Raw genomic sequence first — 19,932 nt, 5'->3', positions numbered from 1 at the left:
ACATTGGTACTACCAATTTGCGATCGCCCTGTGCCAGTTGCGTAAGTCCTGTTTAATAAAAGCGAGGATAAATTAATCCTTACTGACTTGTTTAAGAGTAGAGGCTACAGTAGCAGTAATCCCATCTCAGATGGTTATCTACAGTTTGTGCAATCGGGTACTTCTACACTAGTTGAAGTCCTTGGTAATCTTTCTTCTTTGTACGTCTTGGTGACTTTGGATAATTTCACGGCTACAAATCTGGTAGTTGGTACTAACGTCATCGTCTAGCGCTAAATTCTAGTCTGTAGCGACTGTCTTCAAAGTTATATCATGTCCGCCAAATCACCCATAATAAAAGAACCCCACCCCCAACCCCTCCCCGCAAGCGAGGAGGGGAGCTAAAGCGCAGCTTTTGCGGGGTGGGGTTCCGGTTATTATGGTTAATTACCCGGACATCATATTAAATGATCGCGTAACACACTGGTTTCAAATTTCTGTTTCAACTCACTAGAATCTTACTTAATTTTGGATTTTAGATGTCTCTAAAATCTAAAATCCAAAATCTAAAATTATTACAGTTGCCGCACTAATGGCTGACCATCTTTGACTTCACCAATTAAAACTAAATCGACACAGTTAACGAAGATACCATTTTCCAGGACGCCAGGAATGTTATTCAATGTTTTTTCTAGGCTAACTGGATCTTCAATAGAGTCAAATCTGACATCTAAGACAAAGTTCCCTTGGTCAGTGATTACTGGCCCAGCTTTTTTTACACCCATGCGGAGTTCTGGTTTACCACCGAGTTTTTTGATGGCATTGGTAACAGGAGTAATTGCCATTGGAATCACTTCCACAGGTACAGCGAAAGTAGAACCTAAGCGGTCTACTAACTTGCCACTGTCTACCACAACGATGAACTGTTCTGCTAGGTAGTCTACGACTTTTTCGCGGGTATGTGCTGCACCACCGCCTTTAATCAAATTCTTCTGCGGATCGACTTCATCTGCGCCATCAATGGCAATATCGATGCGGTCAATAGCATCTAAGGTGGCGAGAGGAACACCATACTGCTTCGCCAGCACTTCTGACTGAAACGAGGTAGGTATACCAATGATATCTTTGAGTTCACCAGACTTGAGGCGATCGCCCAAAAACTGAATCGTATATGCTGTAGTTGACCCCGTACCCAACCCGACAATGGAACCCGACTTGACTAGGGCGGCGGCGGCTTTGCCAACTTCTTGCTTCATCAACTTTACGGGATCTGCTGCTGCTGTCATTCCCAAAACTCCTGAAAAACTGACTATAGTCCATAGTAGTGGGCGGATAACGCCAAAATATCAAAGGGAAAAAACAAGTTTTTGCTGATTTCTACTCCCTTGATGATCAAAACCAGCTAATGCACTACGTAGCGGGAGCAACATTGCCTAGCCCAAATTCGTCATTAACGTAAGATTAAATTTTGCGTTAACCTCAGTAACGTAGTTTTTTAAATTCACGTTAGCAGTTAAAAGTGCTTATCATGATGCGTCAGCTTTCAATTACTCTATCTTTAATGGCACTACTACAAAGCTTGCCAGCAATTGCTCAAGTACCAGAATCTACTTCTGGAATACCAGCTGATTCCATTCAACAAGTAACTGCTGTCAAATGGATGACAAATTTTCCCGATGGCAAATTTTATCCTGAAAGGTTAGTGAGTCGGGCAGAATTAGCCTCGATTATGGTAAAAGCATTTCGCCTAGATAAAAGAGAAGCTGTTACCAAAGAAAATTTAACTATTCCAGATGTTCCTCGTTCTTATTGGGCATTTAATGATATACAGACAGTCTTAAAAACTGACATCATGAAAGGTTATCGAGGCAATGAATTCTTCCCTAACCAAAAGGTGACAAGGGCAGAAGCTCTGGCTATTTTCGCCCAGGCTTATGGTGTATTTCAGTTTCCCGATGCTGCTGTGAATGAGATTCTGGCTTCACATCCAGATGAAAAATCTATCCCAACTTGGGCTAGAAAAGCGATCGCTACAGTCGCTACTGAGGGATTTCTGAATACAGATGCTCAAGGCAATATTTCTCCATTAAAACCCGTAACCCGTGGGGATATGGCTTATGTATTGAGTAAATATTTGCAACGACAACAGCAACAACCCGAAACACCAGAAGTTCCGATGATTCCAAATAGCCCACAATCACCTTAACTATAGCAATCCGATTTGATGGGCGTGAATTACTCGTAGAGACTAGGGACTGGGGACTGGGAAGAAGGAATAAAGGTGTACCTAGCTTCGCAAAAATCAAATATGAGTCCTATAGACTTTTTCTAGCCAACGTACTCCAAATCAGTTTTGACCCGGACTTCTATACTTGTCTCGAAGTTGGCGAAGAAGATATAAGGAATTAGACTGTGTTGGTTGCTGCGACACATTATTTCCATAATTAGATTGTGGTGGTTGGGTCGGTTGCTGCAAGCCATAATTCCCATAATTAGATTGTGGTAATTGGGTTGGTTGTTGCAAGCCATAATTTCCATAATTAGATTGTGGTGGTTGCATAATCGGCTGCTGTAAACCATAATTCCCATACACCACAGGATTTGTGGGTGTGACAACACTTTGACTCGGACTTTGGCTAGAGTAAGGTACAGTATTACTTGGTGCTACGTTAGGCACTACTTGACCGTTATTTAAATTATTGTAGGGATTTTGCGGTAAGTTCGTACCCGTAGTTAACCCATTATTAGGCGCTACTTGACCGTTATTTAAATTAGTGTAGGGATTTTGTGGGTAGGTATTTTGTGGTAAGTTCGTACCCGTTGACGTGTTGCCTGTCCCAGCAGTTAACCCAGTGTTTGGTAAAGAATTCTGACTGGTTAAGCTGTTGATGGGTGGCATTAGCGTTGTTCCTGGAGCAAAGACTTGACCTGAAGCATTTGTCTGAGTTGCAGTGGTACCATTGAAGTCAGACAATTTCTGATTTGTCGATTGATTAAGCGCTGCTTGCAGAGGGTTGATAGAGAGAGAATTTTGATTTTTATTGGTTTGATTAGTGAATCCAACACCCAGGCTAGAGGATGTTTGGTCTGCCCCTGTTGGTTCAGACGCCGCATTTAAGGTTTTAAGACCTAGAAACTGGTTACTACTATCAACTGTTCCAGTACGCAATAAATTGTCTGTTTGGACGACAAAAGGATTTTTCAAGGCTGGGGAGGTGTCGCCGTTAACACCTAAACCAGGATTTAATTTGGTATTATTAGCAGACTTTTGTTTGTTAATTACATCATCTAATAAGCCTTTGCTCTTTTTTGCCTCAGTCTTTTCTTCAGGCGCATTTGCGGTTAATGAGGGAGTTGCTTGCTCAAAGTCATTAAATAAAACTGGTAGGTTATCAATATCTGCTGCAATAGCTTTGTTTTCTTCTGATAGGGAAGAATCAGCAGACTTTTGTAAAACGACTGGTTTTTTTTGCTTATAAACGAAAATATCTGGGTTTGACCAGTATTCCCAGGTTGCTAGCCCAACTACAGATAAAAAAATCGCAGTTCCCCAAAAACCAGGCCGCCCTAGATTCCATAACCTGGCTTTGAGATAGCGTAAGTAGGCGGGAGGATAATGACGATTTGGCATGGGATTTGGTAAGTGAGATTTACTATAAATTGGTGAAATTCGACAAAAGAGGCATTGCTGTTTGATGCTTTTATTTGCCTAAAAGGAAATGTCTCAATTGAAATTCGATTGTGATTTTATCGTAACTTCTCAAGAAGTTATAAGTCATTATTAAGTCAAAAATTCACTAATAACTATTTTAAACTAAACGGTTTAGTTTAAAAATAATTTGGAGTATCTTAGCTGCGATCGCACCAGATTCCATTTTCGCTATCTTGACTTTCTACAGTACTAGCCGACAGATTAGCAGAGGTGGCATCTCTGCGGTGGAAATAGTTGAGCGTTATTGACTAAAGCGATCGCCAAGTCTTTTTTTGGCGTTGCATATTTGCGGGATGATTTTGCTAGTTTTGTGGGATGGGCCGAAAAGCCCGTCCCTTGTATTTCAGGGCGTCTCGCCCGCCCTGAAATACAAGAATCATCCTACGAAAACAAGCCTAGCTTAATCTCCTAATAATTCGTAGGGGGTGCAAATTATTGGTAACTCTTTACGGAATAAAAATCCGCATCGAACCTCTATAGTCGTCAATATTAAGCACAATCTCAATCAAACGTTCAACGCACCGTTCACGATATTTGGAATCATTTAGCAGTCGATCGCTATTTCCAATCGTAATCACAGGCAAAGATATTGCAGTGTTTTCTTCACGCATGACTTGCTCTAGTGAATCCTTCCCTTTCATACTACGATTGGCTGTGAGCAAAATCATCTGGTTTTCCTGAGCTACTCGCCAAACTACCCTGTCATCACTATTGATTGACAACTCCATCTGAGCAAATGTGACAAATTGAATCGATACAGTATCAAGCCAACCTTGACTAGCGATCGCACCAAAGAAAACCAGTGCATGTCCTTTGAGATTGTGGTCGATCAAAAAAATCATGCTTTAGATTCACGCTTTGCCCTAGCTGCCTGAAGTTTTTCCCAAGCCGCTTCAGTTCCAGGCTTTGGAGGCTTTAGGGCAATCCGGGCAATGAGATCACGATTTTTCTCTTCATAGTACTGCTGAAGCTCTTCAGCTGACTTGAGAACTATTTGATACTCAGCTTCAACATCGGCACGATTTGTCTCAATATAAGCTAGGGCAGCATTAATTTGTTCTTCTGTCAGATCGAACAAGCCTCGGATAAACTTAGGTGGATACTGTTCTGTCACATAATCCATCACGTCATACAAAGTGATACGTGTTCCGGCGATCGTCAGTCCGCGTTCTGTGCGAATAATAGCTGCTTGCCCATTTGATGCCAGAGTCATAATCTCAATGCTTCTCTAAAACTAACTTCATATTACCCTATGAAAAAGTTATGAATTAGGCTACACAAGATCATTTGGCTTACCAGACTTAAGTTGAAATCTACATCGAACTGTTCCTGTTCTAAAACCAACTGCCTGATACCAGTTTTCACCAATAGACTCTATGCTCCGACAGACCATCTGTTCATTAGATGTCCCTCTGCACAAACTTCCTCTATCATCCAAAGACCAAACCCACTTTTCAGTATTAAACTCGGAGGCTGTGCGACGATAGAGCATTGTTCCATCGCTATAGTAATATGCATCGTACCAAGTGCCTAAATTACCTTCCATTTCTGGAATTGTAGGCTCAATAAGTTTTCCATATTCAACTTTACCCACAAGCAGCTTTCTGATTTGCTCGGATGACAGGCGAGTTGGCTTATCTTCAGAACCAACAACTACTGTAAAAGATATCACAAGCCTACTCAGTATTTTTCCTAAATCTCTAATTGCATTTGTAAACGTTGCTAGACCAGTGACAACAACAGCAATCAACATGATTCCTGCTACGACAGGATTATTTTGCAAAAATGCTATTCCTTGCTCAAAAAGCGTCTTGTCATTAGCCATATCGTACTTACTTAATAATATACAGAACTGTTATCAACATAATGGAAAACACACTCAACTTTGCCCGTGTATTTACTTAATTTATCGGAGAAACTTTCTCCATAACATTTCTTTTTTGGGAAATATACAAACTGTTTGCGTATACAGACCCCATTTAGAAAAAAATATATAAAATTTACGTATAATCCACCCTGATATTCAGAATTTTTACGACTATCATCCTGTAGTCAGATACTATGCAGATTTTTTCTGGATATCAAACTATGGAAAAACGCCAATCAGCGGAGAGTAGAAGCCCCGACTGATTGTAACTACGAATTACGAATTATCAATTACGAATTACATCGACGCTGTTAACTCTTTCTTGACATTATGATATACAAACCCCGTCAACAAAAGCTGTTGAGATGGGTTGCATTGTTCCTAATTGGAACATTTCTGCAATTTTTGTTTTACATCCCGACACCAGTCTTATCTCAAAATTCCAATAGCTGTAGCAATATTACAACCCCGCTCACATCTGAAGAACAAACTTATGCTCGTGCTGCTTGGCAGTATTTTGTCAAAAATTATCAGCCAGCAACGGGATTTACCAATTCTACAGGGGGTTATCCTTCAGGTACACTCTGGGATATGGGTAACTACCTGATGGCATTGAATGCTGCACGATGGTTGAATCTTACCGATCAAGCAGATTTTGATTCCCGCCTCAATAAGTTTTTGACAACTCTCAACAGCTTGAAGTTATTTGAAGATGCTTTGCCCAATAAAGTCTATAACGCAGCCACCGCGCAGATGGTTGATTATGGCAACAATCCACTAGAACAGGGTATTGGTTGGTCTGCTTTGGATGTTGGGCGAATACTGGCTGCGTTTGATGTCATCCGTACCTGTCATCCTCAATATAATGAGTGGCTCAAAGGAATTGTAGCGAAGTGGCAGGTGGCGCGATCGCTCAAAGATGGACAACTTTTTGGTGCTACTGTTCTCCCTGACAAAAAAACCTTACTAGTGCAAGAAGGACGACTCGGCTACGAAGAATACGGCGCTAGGGGTTATCAACTTTGGGGTTTCTCAGCACCCAAGGCTATTGCTTTAGAACCGTTTAAGCTAGTTGAAATTAATGGTGTACAAATTCCGGTTGATAGCCGTGACTTTCAAAGTACCAACGCTAATAATTACGTTGTGAGTGAGTCTTATATCCTTGATGGAATTGAATTTGGCTTGCAAGGTGAGTTAGCTGATTTTGCTGCCAGGGTTTTAGATGTGCAAAAACGGCGTTTTGATACCACAGGTCAGTTAACTGCGGTAACAGAAGATAATATCGACCAAGCACCTTATTTTCTCTACAACACCGTTTACGCCAACGGTGCAAATTGGGCAACTATTACCGATGCCAATCAACCTTATCCCCAGTTTCGCAGCATCAGTACAAAAGCTGCTTTTGGCTGGCGCTATCTGTTTCCAGATAATGCTTATGCCCAAAAAGTTTTTGATGCAGTCAAGGATCTCCGCAGTCCTGATGATAGTGGTTACTATGCTGGTATCTATGAAGAATCAAAACAACCCAACAAAGCTTTGACAGGTAATACTAATGGGTTAATTTTGGAGATTTTATACTACAAAGCTAGGGGAAATCACCCGTTAATTGCTTCTACTTCTGCGAGTGTGTCTACTGGTAAGCCGAGTGAAAATGCTTCTAGTGCAACACCCTCAAATCAACCGAATTCTACTGGTAAGCCGAGTGAAAATGCTTCTAGTGCAACACCCTCAAATCAACCGAATTCTACTGGTAAGCCGAGTGAAAATGCTTCTAGTGCAACACCTGCAAATCAACCGAATTCTACTGTTACTACTCCGATCGCAACCTCTGCGGATACTTCTAAACCTATAGAAGTGACCGTTGCACCTATTCCACCAGTAGATAGTCCCCAGTCATCATCTAACCTGAAACTAGCTCGACCACTGACGCCTGTTGAACGGCGCTATGCAGAGGCGGCTTGGCGATACTTTCAAGCAAATTATCACTCCAAGAGTGGGCTGATAGACGATCGCAGTGATTTCAAAGGTGCAACCCTCTGGGGATTGGGAGATTATCTTGCTGCACTCCACGCAGCGCGATCGCTCGATACAATTACCCCTAAAGAATTTGACCAGCGCACCCGCCATCTCTTAGCAGCCTTGACAAAGTTACCGTTGTTTGCTGGGGAATTGCCGAGTCGAGGTTATGATACCAGAACTCTCCAACCAGTCGATTATGGTGGAAATCCAGTTTCAGAAGGAAACGGTTGGTCAGCTTTAGATTTAGGTAGAATGCTGGCAGCACTTTACAACTTAAAAAGCTGTCATCCAGAATACACGGCTGCCGTAGATAAAATTGTCTTGGATTGGTCATACTTGCGTGTGGTGCGCGAAGGTATTCTTTCTAGTGCCACCGTTACCAAAGAACAAGATGGGCGATATCTGACCCGCGTTAACCCCGAAACCCGCTTGGGTTATGAGGAATATGCCGCTCGTGCTTTTCAATTATGGGGGTTTAATCTCGCTCGTTCTGCTGTTGGGGGTGAATATCAAACTGCCTCAGTGGAGGGATTGAAAGTCCCAATTCAACGCCATCGCACAGATACTAATTCCAAAGTTAACCAATACACAGTTAGCAATCCTTTTGTACTCTATGGATTGGAGTTTGGACTAGATCCAAAAATGCGATCGCTCTTTGAACCAATTTTTCAAGCACAAGCTGAACGTTACCGTCGCACCGGCACTCTCACAGCCTCAGCCACCACCTTGATCGATCGTAAACCTTACACTGTCCACAGTACAATTACTGGACAAGGGAAGTCTTGGGTAGCTTTAGGAGATGACGGTCAACCAGTACCAAAAGGGCGATTGGTAAGTACAGCAGTAGCTTTTGCCTATAATGCCCTGCTTCCAGACAATAAGTATAGTCAACAGTTACAGGAAGGAACGACTGACTTATATAATCCATTAGTTGGATTTTATGAGGGCTTCTATGAAACCACCGGCAAAACAGCAGTTGGTTTCACCAGCAGCACCAACAGTATGATTTTGCAATCCTTGCTATACAATGTGACAAATCGACAACCCTTAATTCGTCCGATTACCACTATGAACTCTCTTTGGTGGCAGACAGTTACCAAGGGAGATTCTGGGCGAGGTCTACCAAACAGCGCCACACAACAAACCAAGTTAACTTCTGATAGTTCTGGAAGTTACTGGGTTTCAGATAGTGAAAAGACTCACCTAGTAACTGGCACAAAATAAGATAACTGAAACCCTGTGTTCTAGGGTTGCCCTCATCCCCTTGGGCGTGTTTTCAAAGTCTTAGATCCCCCCAACCCCCCTTAAAAAGGGGGGCTAAGAGTCTCTTAAAGTCCCCCAATTTATCGGGGGATTTAGGGGGATCTAAAAAGTTAGAGGGCTAAACCAGTAGTTTGAAAACACGCCCTAACCCCTTCTCCCATATTGGAGAAGGGGAACTAATACCAATTCAAAATTCAAAATTCACGCATTAAGAAAGCCAGACAGAACAAAGGTATGTCCGTATGTATCTGTCACATTCTTTTTTCAAATTGGTATAAAGTAGAGAATTTGCTCCCCTCTTCCAATTTTGGGAGAGAGAGGGGCTGGGGATGAGGGCAAAACTCATACAGTCAAAAGATTTCAGCTTAAGTTGACACCAAATGATTAATAAATTGCCCCTACTGGCGTGTCAAGTCTTAAATGTTGCGATAGATTTTAGCTTTGTTTAGCGCTAAAGCACAACTACGAACATTTTCTATTGCACTATTTTAGCCCGGTCACGCTACTACAGTGTGTAATTTTGCATAAATCCTAGTAATACCAAAATCCTTGTAGAGACGTAGTTCAATAGAGCAACGCTAATTTTGGGTTGATCAAGAAAAATTTGTTAGCCACAAATCTAACTAGGGAATACTTATTTTGATGGGAATGCAGATACATTAACTATCGGTACTAAAATGACTTCAATTTCTCTTACAAACTTTTCTGGTAACAGCCGCTCAATACTCAAAAAAAGAACGCTGTTATTTCGCTACCTGGCAGAAATCAATTTAATTTTTGGTATCTGGTATTTGCAATGGCGCGTCACCCATTCCATCAATTTTGATGCCCTGTGGATCTCGATTCCTTTGCTGATAGCAGAGATTTACAGCTATTTCGGTGGTGTAATGTTTGTAATTGGGTTGTGGCGACCTTTAATCAGACAAATTAAGTCTCTCGACCAGATGACCCCACCTCTACCCAAAGCCGACTGGCCAACAGTGGATGTATTTGTCACTTGCTACAACGAGCCAACAGAAATTGTCGAAGAAACTGCCAAAGCCGCTCTAGCAATGGATTACCCACCAACAAAGTTACGCGTTTATGTGCTGGATGATGGTAACTCGGCTGATATGCGAGCGATGACAGAAAGATTGTGTATTGAAGATTTGCTCTCACCACAATTACAACTAGAAGCGGAACGGATTGATGCAGAACATTCTAGTTTGTTGGAGCGCTTGAAGCAGCTGGAAAATCTGACACCTAATACTCAAACTGCCGAACAATGGCTGCAAACATCATCAGAATTAGTGGTGAACCAGCCTGCGGCTGGATTTGTGCAAAGTTTGCGATCGCTTATACTTTGGTTACCTCCAGCTCATCAAAGTATAAGCGATTCTCCTGCAAAAACGCTACGCGATCGCCTAATTATCGAACGGAAAGCCTTAGAAGAAGCTATTTGCAAGAAAGAACTGGAACTAGTTGAACTCGCTCGTTTTCGCTACATTGCTCGTCCCAAACCAGCTGGTGTACCCCACCACGCTAAAGCGGGTAATCTCAATTACGCGATTTTTTCTGGGGAAACTTCAGGACAGTTTATTCTTACCCTAGATGCTGACCACATTCCCAGACCACAATTTCTCAAGCGAGTTCTGCCTTATTTCTCCACCTATAATCTTTTAACAGGGAAATATGAGCAGAATCAAATTGCTTTTGTACAGACACCCCAGGATTTTTACAACATTCCTCCAGGCGATCCGTTTGGGCATCAAGCACATTTATTTTATGGCCCACTCCAACAGGGTAAAGATGGCATGAATGCCGCCTTCTATACAGGTACAGATGCAGTATTAAGGCGTGAAGCACTGATTAGTGTTGGGCTGCAATATTTTGCTGATGAGTATGCCAAAAATGAAAAACGTTTAGATGAATTTCAATTAGTTGGTGGTGTATCCAGTAATAGTATTACCGAAGATATGAATACAGCCATGCGTCTGCATGGTGCTGGCTGGAAATCTGTTTATCATCATGAACTTTTAGCAGAAGGTTTAGCACCAGATGACTTAAAATCTACCCTGAAACAGCGACTACGTTGGGCACAAGGTACTATCCAAGTGCTAATGAGAGAAAATCCATTGGCAAAACCAGGGCTAACGTTTTGGCAACGATTGCATTACTTTAAGACAATGTATAGCTATTTTTCTGGTTTTGCGACTGTTGTTTTTATTTGTTGCCCAATCATCTATTTCTTCACAGATATCGTTCCAGTTAAAACCTACGGACCTGATTTTGCCCTACACTTTTTCCCGGCTTTTATTATCAACCGTTTAACTTTTATCACCGCTACTTGGGGCATTCCTGCTAGAGAAGTTTGGCGAGCTGAACAATATGCGATCGCCTTATTTCCCTTATTCATTCAAGCCGTATTAAGTGTGTTTTTTGGGGGTAGCCTCAAATTCCAAGTAACACCTAAGCAGCGGCAATCTGGAACTTATCTCCAATTGGTTTGGCCCCAACTGATTATTTGTGTCCTCACTATTCTAGGAATATTATGGAGCCTTTACCGCTTTGCAATTGGCAATCTAAATAATCCTTTGGTTCACCTACTCAATGGTGCATGGGCTATTTATAACTTGTTACTTTTGTCAGGTATCATCCGTGCATCTGTTTGGCAGCCTCCAAAAGAGGTCTGAGAGGTAGAGGGAACAAGGGGGACAAGGAGAGAATTCTAAGTGCCAGAAATCGGCGCTTAGAACTTCAAAGAAGAAGGACAAAGAAGATAATTTTTAATTCCTAACTCATAACTTCTAACTCCTAACTCTTAACTAGTAAATCCAGTCTAGAAAGAAAACAGCTATGAACACTCATTCAGACTCAAAAAATTTTGGTCAGCGAAATGTCTTAACAATCTATGCTCATGCTGATGATGAAGTTTTACCTGCTGCTGGTACTCTCAGTCTGATGTCTCAAGCAGGATGGAATGTTCGTTGCTTAATTTTGACTGATGGCGGTCTTTCTAGTTCGCCTGTGAAGGGTACACGTCATCAAGAAGCAGATGCAGCTGGTAAAATCATCGGTGCAACTTACGAGTTTCATGCACTTGAGGAGTGCAATTTCTCCACACAAGCAGTGATTAAAGTTACTGAAGAAGCTCTTGGGCGTTGGCAACCGGATCTGATTATTACTCACGCACCACAACCTGAAAAATATGGGCATAGAGATCATGAAGTGTGTGCGATCGCAGTTTCTAATGTTGCTACCCGCAAAAATATACCCTTGTGGTATTCAGCACCACCTGTTTTTTTGCGGGGTTTTGAACCCAACTTTTTTGTAGATATCACCTCTGTAATTGAGGAAAAAGTTGCAGCGATCGGTTGTTATGAATCGGAGTTAAACAAAACATTTATGCAACTTGATGCCATACTTGTTCTGTCTCGCTTTTGGGCACGAGAGTTAGGTCAAAAAGACGGCTATTTTGAAGCTTTTGAAATTTCTCGGCAATGGGTTGATGCTAGCTTTTTTACCGCTATAGCAAATAATAGTAATCAGCAAGTATTAAAACAAAGCTAATTGCAGATTTTATCTATTGCGGTTTAATTAGGTCAATGCCAAAATATAACTACATAGTTTTCAAGCCAAACAATCGGAAAATAAAACCATGAATTTGAGTGTAAAAGTACTAGAATTATCTGGAATTTTAGATGGGATTAGAGGTAACGAATTACGTCGTGAAGTTAGCGGTATGCTAGCAAACGGAGCCGATATTTTGTTGATCGATATGAAAGAAGTAAAGTTTATTGATAGCTCTGGCTTAGGTGCTTTAGTATCAGCAATGCAAATGGTACGAACTGCTAACGCTAAACTGTTTGTTTGTTCGATCAGCGATCAAGTCAGGATGTTGTTTGAACTGACTAAAATGGATAGGATTTTTCAAACATTTGCTGACAAAGATGAATTTCATCGCCAAATCTTGGCAACGCAATAAGCTATTATCCAATCCAAACTTAACTATGCATAATTGACTATTCTAACCAAAGTTCACTTTTACTAAAGATAAGTCATCATCAAGATTATCTTGAGTATTTAAGGTGAGAATCTTTGCTAAAAGTTGATTGAGGTTACAGGTATTCTGACTATATTTGGTTAGTAAGTCAATGAATGCATCGATTCCCCAAATTTTACCATCTGACTGATTAATTTCATAAGCACCATCACTAAAGATGTATAAAGTGCTGTTTTCTTCGACCTCGAAAACAGCATCTTCAAATTTAACTTCCGGCAAAAAGCCAATTGGTAAATCTAAAGAAGTTAGCTGTTTAACTTCGATGGTGTTCGTGGAGGTATTAGATAACAGTAAAGCTGGTGGATGTCCGGCATTGGCATAAATGAGTTGACGTTTCAGGCGGTGATAAACTCCATACCAGATTGTAAAGTATTTATCACCGTGCTTGGTCATTTGGAAGGCATGATTGAGGGCTTTTAGGACTTCACTTGGTTGAGAAAAGTTAGTGTTTGGTAGAGATTGCGATCGCAAAACATTCAGCACGGATACCGATAGGAGGGCAGAACCTACCCCATGACCAGATACATCTAACAAATAAATTGCCAAATGATCCTCGTCAATCCAATGATGGTCAAAGCAATCGCCTCCTAGCTGGGCTGAGGGAATAAACAGATTTTCTGTAGTTACTGCTCCGACAAGCGGTGAGGGTAAAAGCGATCGCACATAATCAGCGGCCTCAGCCAATTCTGCTTCCAAAATTTGCTTTTGAGTTTGCAAATCCTGATTTAGTGTCTCCAAAGCTTGCTTTTGACTTTGTAAATCCTGATTTAGCTGGTGTAACCTTAGTCCTGCTCTTACTCGTGCTTTCAATTCATTCATTTCTATCGGTTTAGAGATAAACTCATCCGCTCCCGCATCTAGTCCTCTAACTCTATCTTCCTCCTCTCCTCGAGCTGCTCCCCTAGCCGTCAATAGAATAAAAAAAGTAGTTGCTAACTGTGGATCTGTTCTAATTCGACGACACACTTCTAGCCCATCTACTTGGGACATCATCCAGTCACAGATAATCAGGGCCGGATGTAGCAGTTGTGCTTGTCTAATTCCTTCTTCGCCGTTGCTGGCTACAGTAGTCTCATAACCCTGTCTTTGGAGTGTGCTTTTCAGTACTGCTCGTACTGTCGGGTCATCATCAATAACCAGAATTTTAAACATAAATTACAGTTTTCTAAGTAAAATGTTCGATAAATAGTTGCTTTAATTTAAGTTATATGCAATTTAGTTTTTAATGTATAGTAAAAATACTCAAATTAAATAAACTAATTAACGAATATGATGATTTCAAAATATTTTCTTAGTTAAAAAGTGAATCATAAAATTTATCTCAAAGTCAATACAGACCTGACAGCTTCACCTCAAGTTTTGTCTTGGTTCGAGCAGATGAATCAACCACCTATTCTCAATAAACAAATTTGGTGGCAATGTCAAACGCTGATGATGGAAGGCTTTACTAACATTGTTGAACATGCCCACAAAAATTTACCTATTGAAACTCCGATTGAGATCGAGGCTGTGCGGTTAGATGAATACATAGAAATTCGCATTTGGTCTCAAGGTGAACCATTTGACTTAGAAGAGCAGTTGCGCCAAACATCTGAATTTGAGGATAACGAGCAAGAGCGTGGGCGGGGTTTAAAAATCATGTCCGCCATTGCCGACAAATTGAGCTATGAGCCGACAGTAGATAATCGTTACTGTTTATTTATTAGTAAATCTTACAAAGAACGATCGGAGTAGGGAGTGGGGAGATAGTGACTACTTACTACTGATTAAAAACTCTTGGATACGTTTAATAAACTCTTCTAACTCTAGGATTAAGTTAGTAGTACCTTGAGGCTCTTGGTTGATCGCTAATTGTTCTAGTTTTTCTGCTGCTAGATGCATGGTTGTAACTCCCATATTGGCACTAGCACCTTTAATTTGATGGACTTGGAGTGCTAGTTGCTCAAAGTCATGAGCTGCGATCGCGATTTTAATGGTTTCTAAACGAGGTTGAATATCTTCAACAAATATTTGTAGTAGCTCCAATTCAAATTCTGGGTTATTTTCTGAAAGTTGATGCAAGCGTTCCCAATCAATTGGGAGGTCAACTGAAGCGACATCTGTTGTAGAAACTGTCTGCTCTGTGGCAGCTGTTTCTTTTGCTCTGAATATCACATTTCCCCAATACTCTAGCGTCGCAGCCAATTTTTCTTTGATTACTGGCTTGCTCAAATAGTCGTCCATTCCAGCATCTAAACACATTTGTTTGTCTTGTTTCATCGCATTAGCTGTCATCGCAATTACTACAGGACGACGACCACTAGCAAAGCTGCTTTCTTGCCAACGATGAATTTGTTTTGTGGTTTCCAAACCGTCAAGAACTGGCATTTGGCAATCCATTAGAATCAAATCATAGGGAATTTTTTCTAATAGCTGCAACGCTTCTTTCCCATTATTAGCGATATCAGCACTGTAGCCCAGACTTTTGAGTTGGTTCAAGGCTATTTTCTGATTCACCAGATTATCTTCAGTTAAAAGAATTCTTAATTTATGTAAGTCAGGAGACGGAGAAGATGCGGGGAGGCTGAATAACTCCTGACTCTTGAGCGCCTGTTGCTCCACTTGGGGAGACTCGATCGCTTTTGGTATCTGCTGTTGGGAGAAGACCACACTGGCTGCTGCTGACTCTTCTGGAATAACAGAAGCGGCAATCGTAAAGTAAAATGTACTACCTGCATTAAATTCACTTTCAACCCAAATTCTGCCACCCATTAACTCGCACAGTTGCTTGCAGATGGCAAGACCTAAGCCAGTACCGCCATATTGTCGAGTAATGGACGAGTTAACTTGACTGAAGGCTTTAAATAAACGCTCCAGGCGATCGCGTGGAATTCCGATGCCTGTATCTTTAATACTAAACTGAATTTCGTCAGTATTGGCAGCAAAAGAATGATTAATATCGCTATTCTTGCGGGTTACAACTGAAATTTCTATGGTTCCAGTTTCGGTAAATTTAATCGCATTACTGATTAAATTAATCAAGACTTGGCGCAGTCTGGTGATATCTCCCACAATCCTAGTAGGAAGTTCAGGACTATCTAAAAATGTAAGTTTTAAACTTTTTTCTTTAGCTGTAGGCGCAAGCATATAAAGAGCCTCATGAATGCAATTTCGCAAACCAAAAGGCTCCGCTTCCAGTTCTAAGTTGCCCGATTGTATTTTGGAGAAGTCAAGGAAATCGTTAATAATTTTGAGTAAAGAATTTCCACTGGTGTAGATGGTTTCAACAAAGTCTTGCTGTTCAGCAGTCAATTCAGTATATTGCAACAAACCGGCCATACCAATTACCGATGCGATCGGAGTCCGAACTTCATGGCTAATCATCGCTAAGAATTCTTGTTTAGCAAGTTCTGCCTGCTTTCGTTCAGTCATGTCTCGCAAAATGTAAACATAACCTTGAAAATGTTCAATTTCTGTCTTGACGATTGAGGATGAAAAAGCTATGGGAATTGTTTTACCACTTTTGGGATAACAAACGGTTTCTACTTCTTTTATTAAAGGATTTATGTCTTGACTGTGGGATATATCAGTATCATCAATTGTCAATTGATACTTATTGACTTCTCTAATAATTTTTGTGATCGGTTGACCGATGAGTTCTATTTCGTTATATTGCAATAAAATTTGTGCGGCATAATTCATTTTTTTGATCTCGCCTGATAGCGTTGTCACTAACAAGGCGTCCGCCATTGATGTCACAATTTGGTCAATATATTGTTTAGAAGCCTTTAAGTTACGTAGCAAAAGATTTGCTTCATTTGCACCTTGAAACAAAGATTGCTCAAGCACCATCCGTTCTGTTGCATCTTCGACAACAATGGTTAGTCGATTGCTAAAATGGTCTTCTTGGAAATTATTAATAATACGAATATCAATATACAAAGGAGAAGCTGTATCTGGCGATCGCCTAATTCCTTTTAATTCAAAATTATCTTGCTCCCCCTGTCGAATTGCATCAAAAACATCTTCAATTCCTTCTAATTCGGGAAATACAATCCTAACATCCTGACCGAGCTTTGCTTCATTAAGAATATCGGCAAAATTATTTAACTCCAAAGACATCTCTAGAATCTTGAAGTTCTCATCAATTATCAAATATTCAATTCCACATACAGATAATAGGTTTGTTAAAAATAAATTCATCTTAATTAAATTAAACGAGTGGCTAAAGCTTGAAAGATTTTATCAACATTATTGCCAGTTTTAGCTGAAGTTACATAAGTGTCTAATATATTAGCTTGATTGCTGAATTGATACATTTGACGAATTTTTTCTAAATATTCGCCTGCAATCATATCTGATTTGTTCAGTGCAACAACAATATAGCTGTTAGGATTAACAGCTAAAAAAGTTTGAATATGCTCCTGGATATGATTGAGCGTTTCTGCTTGTGTCACATCACCGACTATCACAGCACCTTTAGAACCTTGAAAATAATTTTTAGCAACTGCCTTAAACTTATTACTACCTTCAATATCCCAAATTATTAACTGTAAATTTTGTTCGCTAAGTAGATTTGTTTCTGAAAGACTAACCAATTTACGAGAGATTTTTACTCCTACAGTTGAAAGATATTTATCACTAAACTGAGATTCTACGAATTGGCGAATCAAACTAGTTTTACCAACACCAAAATCACCAAATAAGCATATTTTTTTAGATATTGTAGACATAATTGGAAAAAATTATAAAATGTTTGATCAAAATCATCGCTATTATAAATTTAAAATTGCTTGTTTATCGCTTCTAAAGCGACACAGCGGCTTAACCACAAGGGTTGAGTTACATCAATTCCTGGTGGTAAATTTGTTTTACCAATGACCTGTAGGCGAGATGACTCGATACCTAATTTAATCAGTGCTTGTTGTACAGTCTTTGCTCGCGCCAGTGCCAATTTTTGAGACTTGTTCGCGCCAGTAAGGTCACTATAACCAATGATTTTTAAATGCTTATTTGGGTGCTGATTGAGGAAAAACTTGACCTGTTGAACCTTGTACACTAAATCTGCTTTCATTAAACTTGCTGAGTTAGGTTGAAAGTAAAATCGAACTTCAATCTGTGGGGGTTCTACTCGCACCGCGCTAGACACAGATTTTACGCCGGGAATTTGTTCAAATGCATTAGTAATAATCTGAGCATCTGCAATTCGGTTGACAGTTCCTTCAACAGCTACTTTACCAGCGATGTATTGAGCGGAAATTGCTATATCGTCAGTCTGATTTAAAACTGCTGTGACTCGTTTGACTTCAGCAGCAGCTAATACGGGGTCTGCTGGTACTTCTACTAATAAAATTTGATTGTCAATCAACCAATTAGGAGAGGTGATTTTGACAATTTGCTCGGCTTTCTGGCGAAGAAGTTGATTAGGTAATCGTCCTGTTAATTTTAATTTATTGTGTTCTACTTGTACAGTAAGCCGATATACGGCTAGTTCTGGAACAGAAGTTAGAGCCAGCGAAGTTTGATTTTCAATGGAATGTATAACTCCACTACGGTATTGCCAAATACTCCAAGGAATTATAATGGTACTGATAACTGTTAAGACTAATATCTGTAATGGTGATATTTTTGTTTTCTTTTTCTTCTGAATACCTGAATTTTTCAGTTCTTCTAGAAGTGTATGAATTTCAATAGGAATTGAATCAGGATCGCCGTCGAATTCTGCAATTAAATCGCCATATTTTTTAACAATTATACTAAAGACTTGCCGCATTTTAAAAATAAAATTTTTGTTCGCATCTCCGCGTACAACTATCGCTAAATAACAGTATCCTGCAACTTCTAAAATTATTTTGGATGTCCCATATTCAATTGCATCTAATTCTGTTATGCTTCCAGATTGATTGATGCAATCATTGGCAAAGCTGCGAATTGCTGTCAGCATTCCTGCTACCATTTCAGCTACTAGCTGCTCTGCATCAGAATGCTGAATATCTGAGATCACTAAACCAGATGCTTTATGAATCAAGAAAATAGCTTGAATTGTAAATGGTAGAGCTTCTTTAAGAATTAATTCTGCTTCCGAAACTCCCTGTAGCTTGGCACGAATTTTACGTTTAACGCCTTCAACACTGAGGGTTTCTTCAACTTGTCGATTAATAGCACGGATTGTCTCTGCCATATATTTGGCTATGGTACTACCAATAATTGGGTAGAGTGCATCCACCACAATATTCTGCTCAATTTCAATTTGCTTTTTTATGGCTCGTCCCATTGCCGGAGCGATCGCATCTGAAACTTCTTGTGGAGCTATAATAATTTGTTGGGAAATAGCTAGAGGAATTACAGGTGCGATCGCTGTACCCATGCTAACTTTATCCTGTTCAGTGCGACTGCGGATAGTCTCATCAATGATCGGAGCAATTATCTTAACAATTTCCTCTTTCGACTCTGTAATCTTCAGCCTTAAAAGTTCAGCAATCCACGGTAGTAATAGATTTATTAGCTCTTTAGGATCGTAAATTTGCTGCTCTATTTTTGTTAATTTTTGTTCGATTTTATCTGTACTATTGTTTATTTCTGTTAGCTCATATCCGACTAATATCTCCCGTAATTTTTGCAATGCATCCTCTGAATTTTCTAATTTCTCCTCAAATTCTGTAAATATTTCAATAGATTCTTCTAATTCTTCTTGAGTAGTTTGTGAGTAATTAGATATATCTTGAGTCAAATTAAAATCAGACTCTAAATAAGCTTCATATACTTCTAATGTTACTGGAGGAAGTTGCAGTAATTCAGTTTCTTCTGGAACATACTCATTACTATTATCAATTTCTGATGGTAATACAGGAGATTGCTCAGGTGATTCGATAATTTTGAGATCGATAAGCAAATGCAGTAAGTTGTCAAGCTGCACAGCTGTTTCTGACTTCAACTCAACAGATTGAGGAACCGAATTTTCCACCTGAGTCATCCTTTTGAGAGTGCTGATTAAGAGTGCTGAGTTAGGAGTTAGGAGTTAGGAGTCATTATCTCCCTCATCTCCCTGATCTCCCTCATTTTCCTCATCTC

General features: G+C 40.1%; 15 protein-coding genes and 2 pseudogenes. 7 read left to right on the top strand and 10 right to left on the bottom strand.

The window, feature by feature from the left end; genetic code table 11:
- Positions 1 to 87: 87 nt before the first annotated feature.
- Entirely contained in the window at positions 88 to 270 is a 183-nt protein-coding gene (locus tag RMY63_RS33460; protein WP_322732827.1) for a hypothetical protein, read from the top strand.
- Positions 271 to 554: 284 nt separating this feature from the next.
- On the opposite strand, the gene rpiA is transcribed toward RMY63_RS33460, so the two are convergent.
- On the bottom strand, positions 555 to 1,265 hold the full coding sequence (gene rpiA / locus RMY63_RS33455) for a ribose-5-phosphate isomerase RpiA (RefSeq protein ID WP_322732826.1): 711 nt from the start codon (positions 1,263 to 1,265) through the stop codon (positions 555 to 557).
- A 245-nt stretch (positions 1,266 to 1,510) separates the two neighbouring features.
- Between rpiA and RMY63_RS33450 the strand changes: the two genes are divergently transcribed.
- On the top strand, positions 1,511 to 2,185 hold the full coding sequence (locus tag RMY63_RS33450) for an S-layer homology domain-containing protein (protein WP_322732829.1): 675 nt from the start codon (positions 1,511 to 1,513) through the stop codon (positions 2,183 to 2,185).
- Between the two features lie 141 nt (positions 2,186 to 2,326).
- On the opposite strand, the gene RMY63_RS33445 is transcribed toward RMY63_RS33450, so the two are convergent.
- The 4 genes from RMY63_RS33445 to RMY63_RS33430 all read right to left on the bottom strand — a co-directional run bounded on the left by RMY63_RS33445 (position 2,327) and on the right by RMY63_RS33430 (position 5,516).
- Positions 2,327 to 3,610 carry a hypothetical protein gene (locus RMY63_RS33445; RefSeq protein ID WP_322732825.1) on the bottom strand — a complete coding sequence of 428 codons (1,284 nt, stop codon included), beginning with the start codon at positions 3,608 to 3,610 and terminating at the stop codon, positions 2,327 to 2,329.
- A gap of 527 nt (positions 3,611 to 4,137) precedes the next feature.
- Positions 4,138 to 4,533: an ACP S-malonyltransferase gene (locus RMY63_RS33440; protein WP_322732824.1), complete on the bottom strand. Its 396-nt coding sequence runs from the start codon at positions 4,531 to 4,533 to the stop codon at positions 4,138 to 4,140.
- Positions 4,530 to 4,904: a DUF433 domain-containing protein gene (locus tag RMY63_RS33435; RefSeq protein ID WP_322732823.1), complete on the bottom strand. Its 375-nt coding sequence runs from the start codon at positions 4,902 to 4,904 to the stop codon at positions 4,530 to 4,532. Before RMY63_RS33435 ends, RMY63_RS33440 begins: the two co-directional genes overlap by 4 nt.
- A 60-nt stretch (positions 4,905 to 4,964) precedes the next feature.
- A complete protein-coding gene (locus tag RMY63_RS33430) occupies positions 4,965 to 5,516 on the bottom strand; it encodes a hypothetical protein (RefSeq protein WP_322732822.1) in 552 nt (183 codons plus the stop codon).
- A gap of 372 nt (positions 5,517 to 5,888) precedes the next feature.
- Between RMY63_RS33430 and RMY63_RS33425 the strand changes: the two genes are divergently transcribed.
- The 4 genes from RMY63_RS33425 (at position 5,889) to RMY63_RS33410 (ending at position 12,804) form a co-directional block, all read left to right on the top strand.
- On the top strand, positions 5,889 to 8,801 hold the full coding sequence (locus RMY63_RS33425) for a DUF3131 domain-containing protein (RefSeq protein ID WP_322732821.1): 2,913 nt from the start codon (positions 5,889 to 5,891) through the stop codon (positions 8,799 to 8,801).
- A 716-nt stretch (positions 8,802 to 9,517) separates the two neighbouring features.
- On the top strand, positions 9,518 to 11,512 hold the full coding sequence (locus RMY63_RS33420) for a glycosyltransferase family 2 protein (protein ID WP_322732820.1): 1,995 nt from the start codon (positions 9,518 to 9,520) through the stop codon (positions 11,510 to 11,512).
- A gap of 163 nt (positions 11,513 to 11,675) precedes the next feature.
- Complete coding sequence (locus tag RMY63_RS33415) at positions 11,676 to 12,389, top strand: PIG-L deacetylase family protein (RefSeq protein WP_322732819.1); 714 nt, start codon at positions 11,676 to 11,678, stop codon at positions 12,387 to 12,389.
- An 88-nt stretch (positions 12,390 to 12,477) separates the two neighbouring features.
- Positions 12,478 to 12,804, top strand: a complete 327-nt coding sequence (locus tag RMY63_RS33410; RefSeq protein ID WP_322732818.1) for an STAS domain-containing protein — start codon at positions 12,478 to 12,480, stop codon at positions 12,802 to 12,804.
- 42 nt (positions 12,805 to 12,846) lie between these two features.
- Here the strand turns inward: RMY63_RS33410 and RMY63_RS33405 are convergent, their stop codons facing one another.
- Entirely contained in the window at positions 12,847 to 14,034 is a 1,188-nt protein-coding gene (locus tag RMY63_RS33405) for a SpoIIE family protein phosphatase (RefSeq protein ID WP_322732817.1), read from the bottom strand.
- 150 nt (positions 14,035 to 14,184) lie between these two features.
- Between RMY63_RS33405 and RMY63_RS33400 the strand changes: the two genes are divergently transcribed.
- A complete protein-coding gene (locus RMY63_RS33400) occupies positions 14,185 to 14,616 on the top strand; it encodes an anti-sigma regulatory factor (RefSeq protein ID WP_322732816.1) in 432 nt (143 codons plus the stop codon).
- A gap of 18 nt (positions 14,617 to 14,634) precedes the next feature.
- On the opposite strand, the pseudogene RMY63_RS41985 reads toward RMY63_RS33400, so the two are convergent.
- The 4 genes and pseudogenes from RMY63_RS41985 to RMY63_RS33385 form a co-directional block, all read right to left on the bottom strand.
- Positions 14,635 to 15,909 (bottom strand): annotated as a pseudogene (locus RMY63_RS41985) (ATP-binding protein); the annotation flags it as partial.
- A gap of 219 nt (positions 15,910 to 16,128) precedes the next feature.
- Positions 16,129 to 16,611 (bottom strand): annotated as a pseudogene (locus RMY63_RS41980) (histidine kinase dimerization/phospho-acceptor domain-containing protein); the annotation flags it as partial.
- A 458-nt stretch (positions 16,612 to 17,069) separates the two neighbouring features.
- Positions 17,070 to 17,594 carry a Rab family GTPase gene (locus RMY63_RS33390; RefSeq protein WP_322732814.1) on the bottom strand — a complete coding sequence of 175 codons (525 nt, stop codon included), beginning with the start codon at positions 17,592 to 17,594 and terminating at the stop codon, positions 17,070 to 17,072.
- Between the two features lie 50 nt (positions 17,595 to 17,644).
- Entirely contained in the window at positions 17,645 to 19,834 is a 2,190-nt protein-coding gene (locus RMY63_RS33385) for an OmpA family protein (RefSeq protein ID WP_322732813.1), read from the bottom strand.
- Between the last annotated feature and the right edge of the window lie 98 nt (positions 19,835 to 19,932).

The sequence above is a fragment of the Nostoc sp. ChiQUE01b genome (genome assembly GCF_034531255.1).
GTDB lineage: Bacteria > Cyanobacteriota > Cyanobacteriia > Cyanobacteriales > Nostocaceae > Nostoc.
This window is presented reverse-complemented; position numbering and strand designations above follow the sequence as displayed.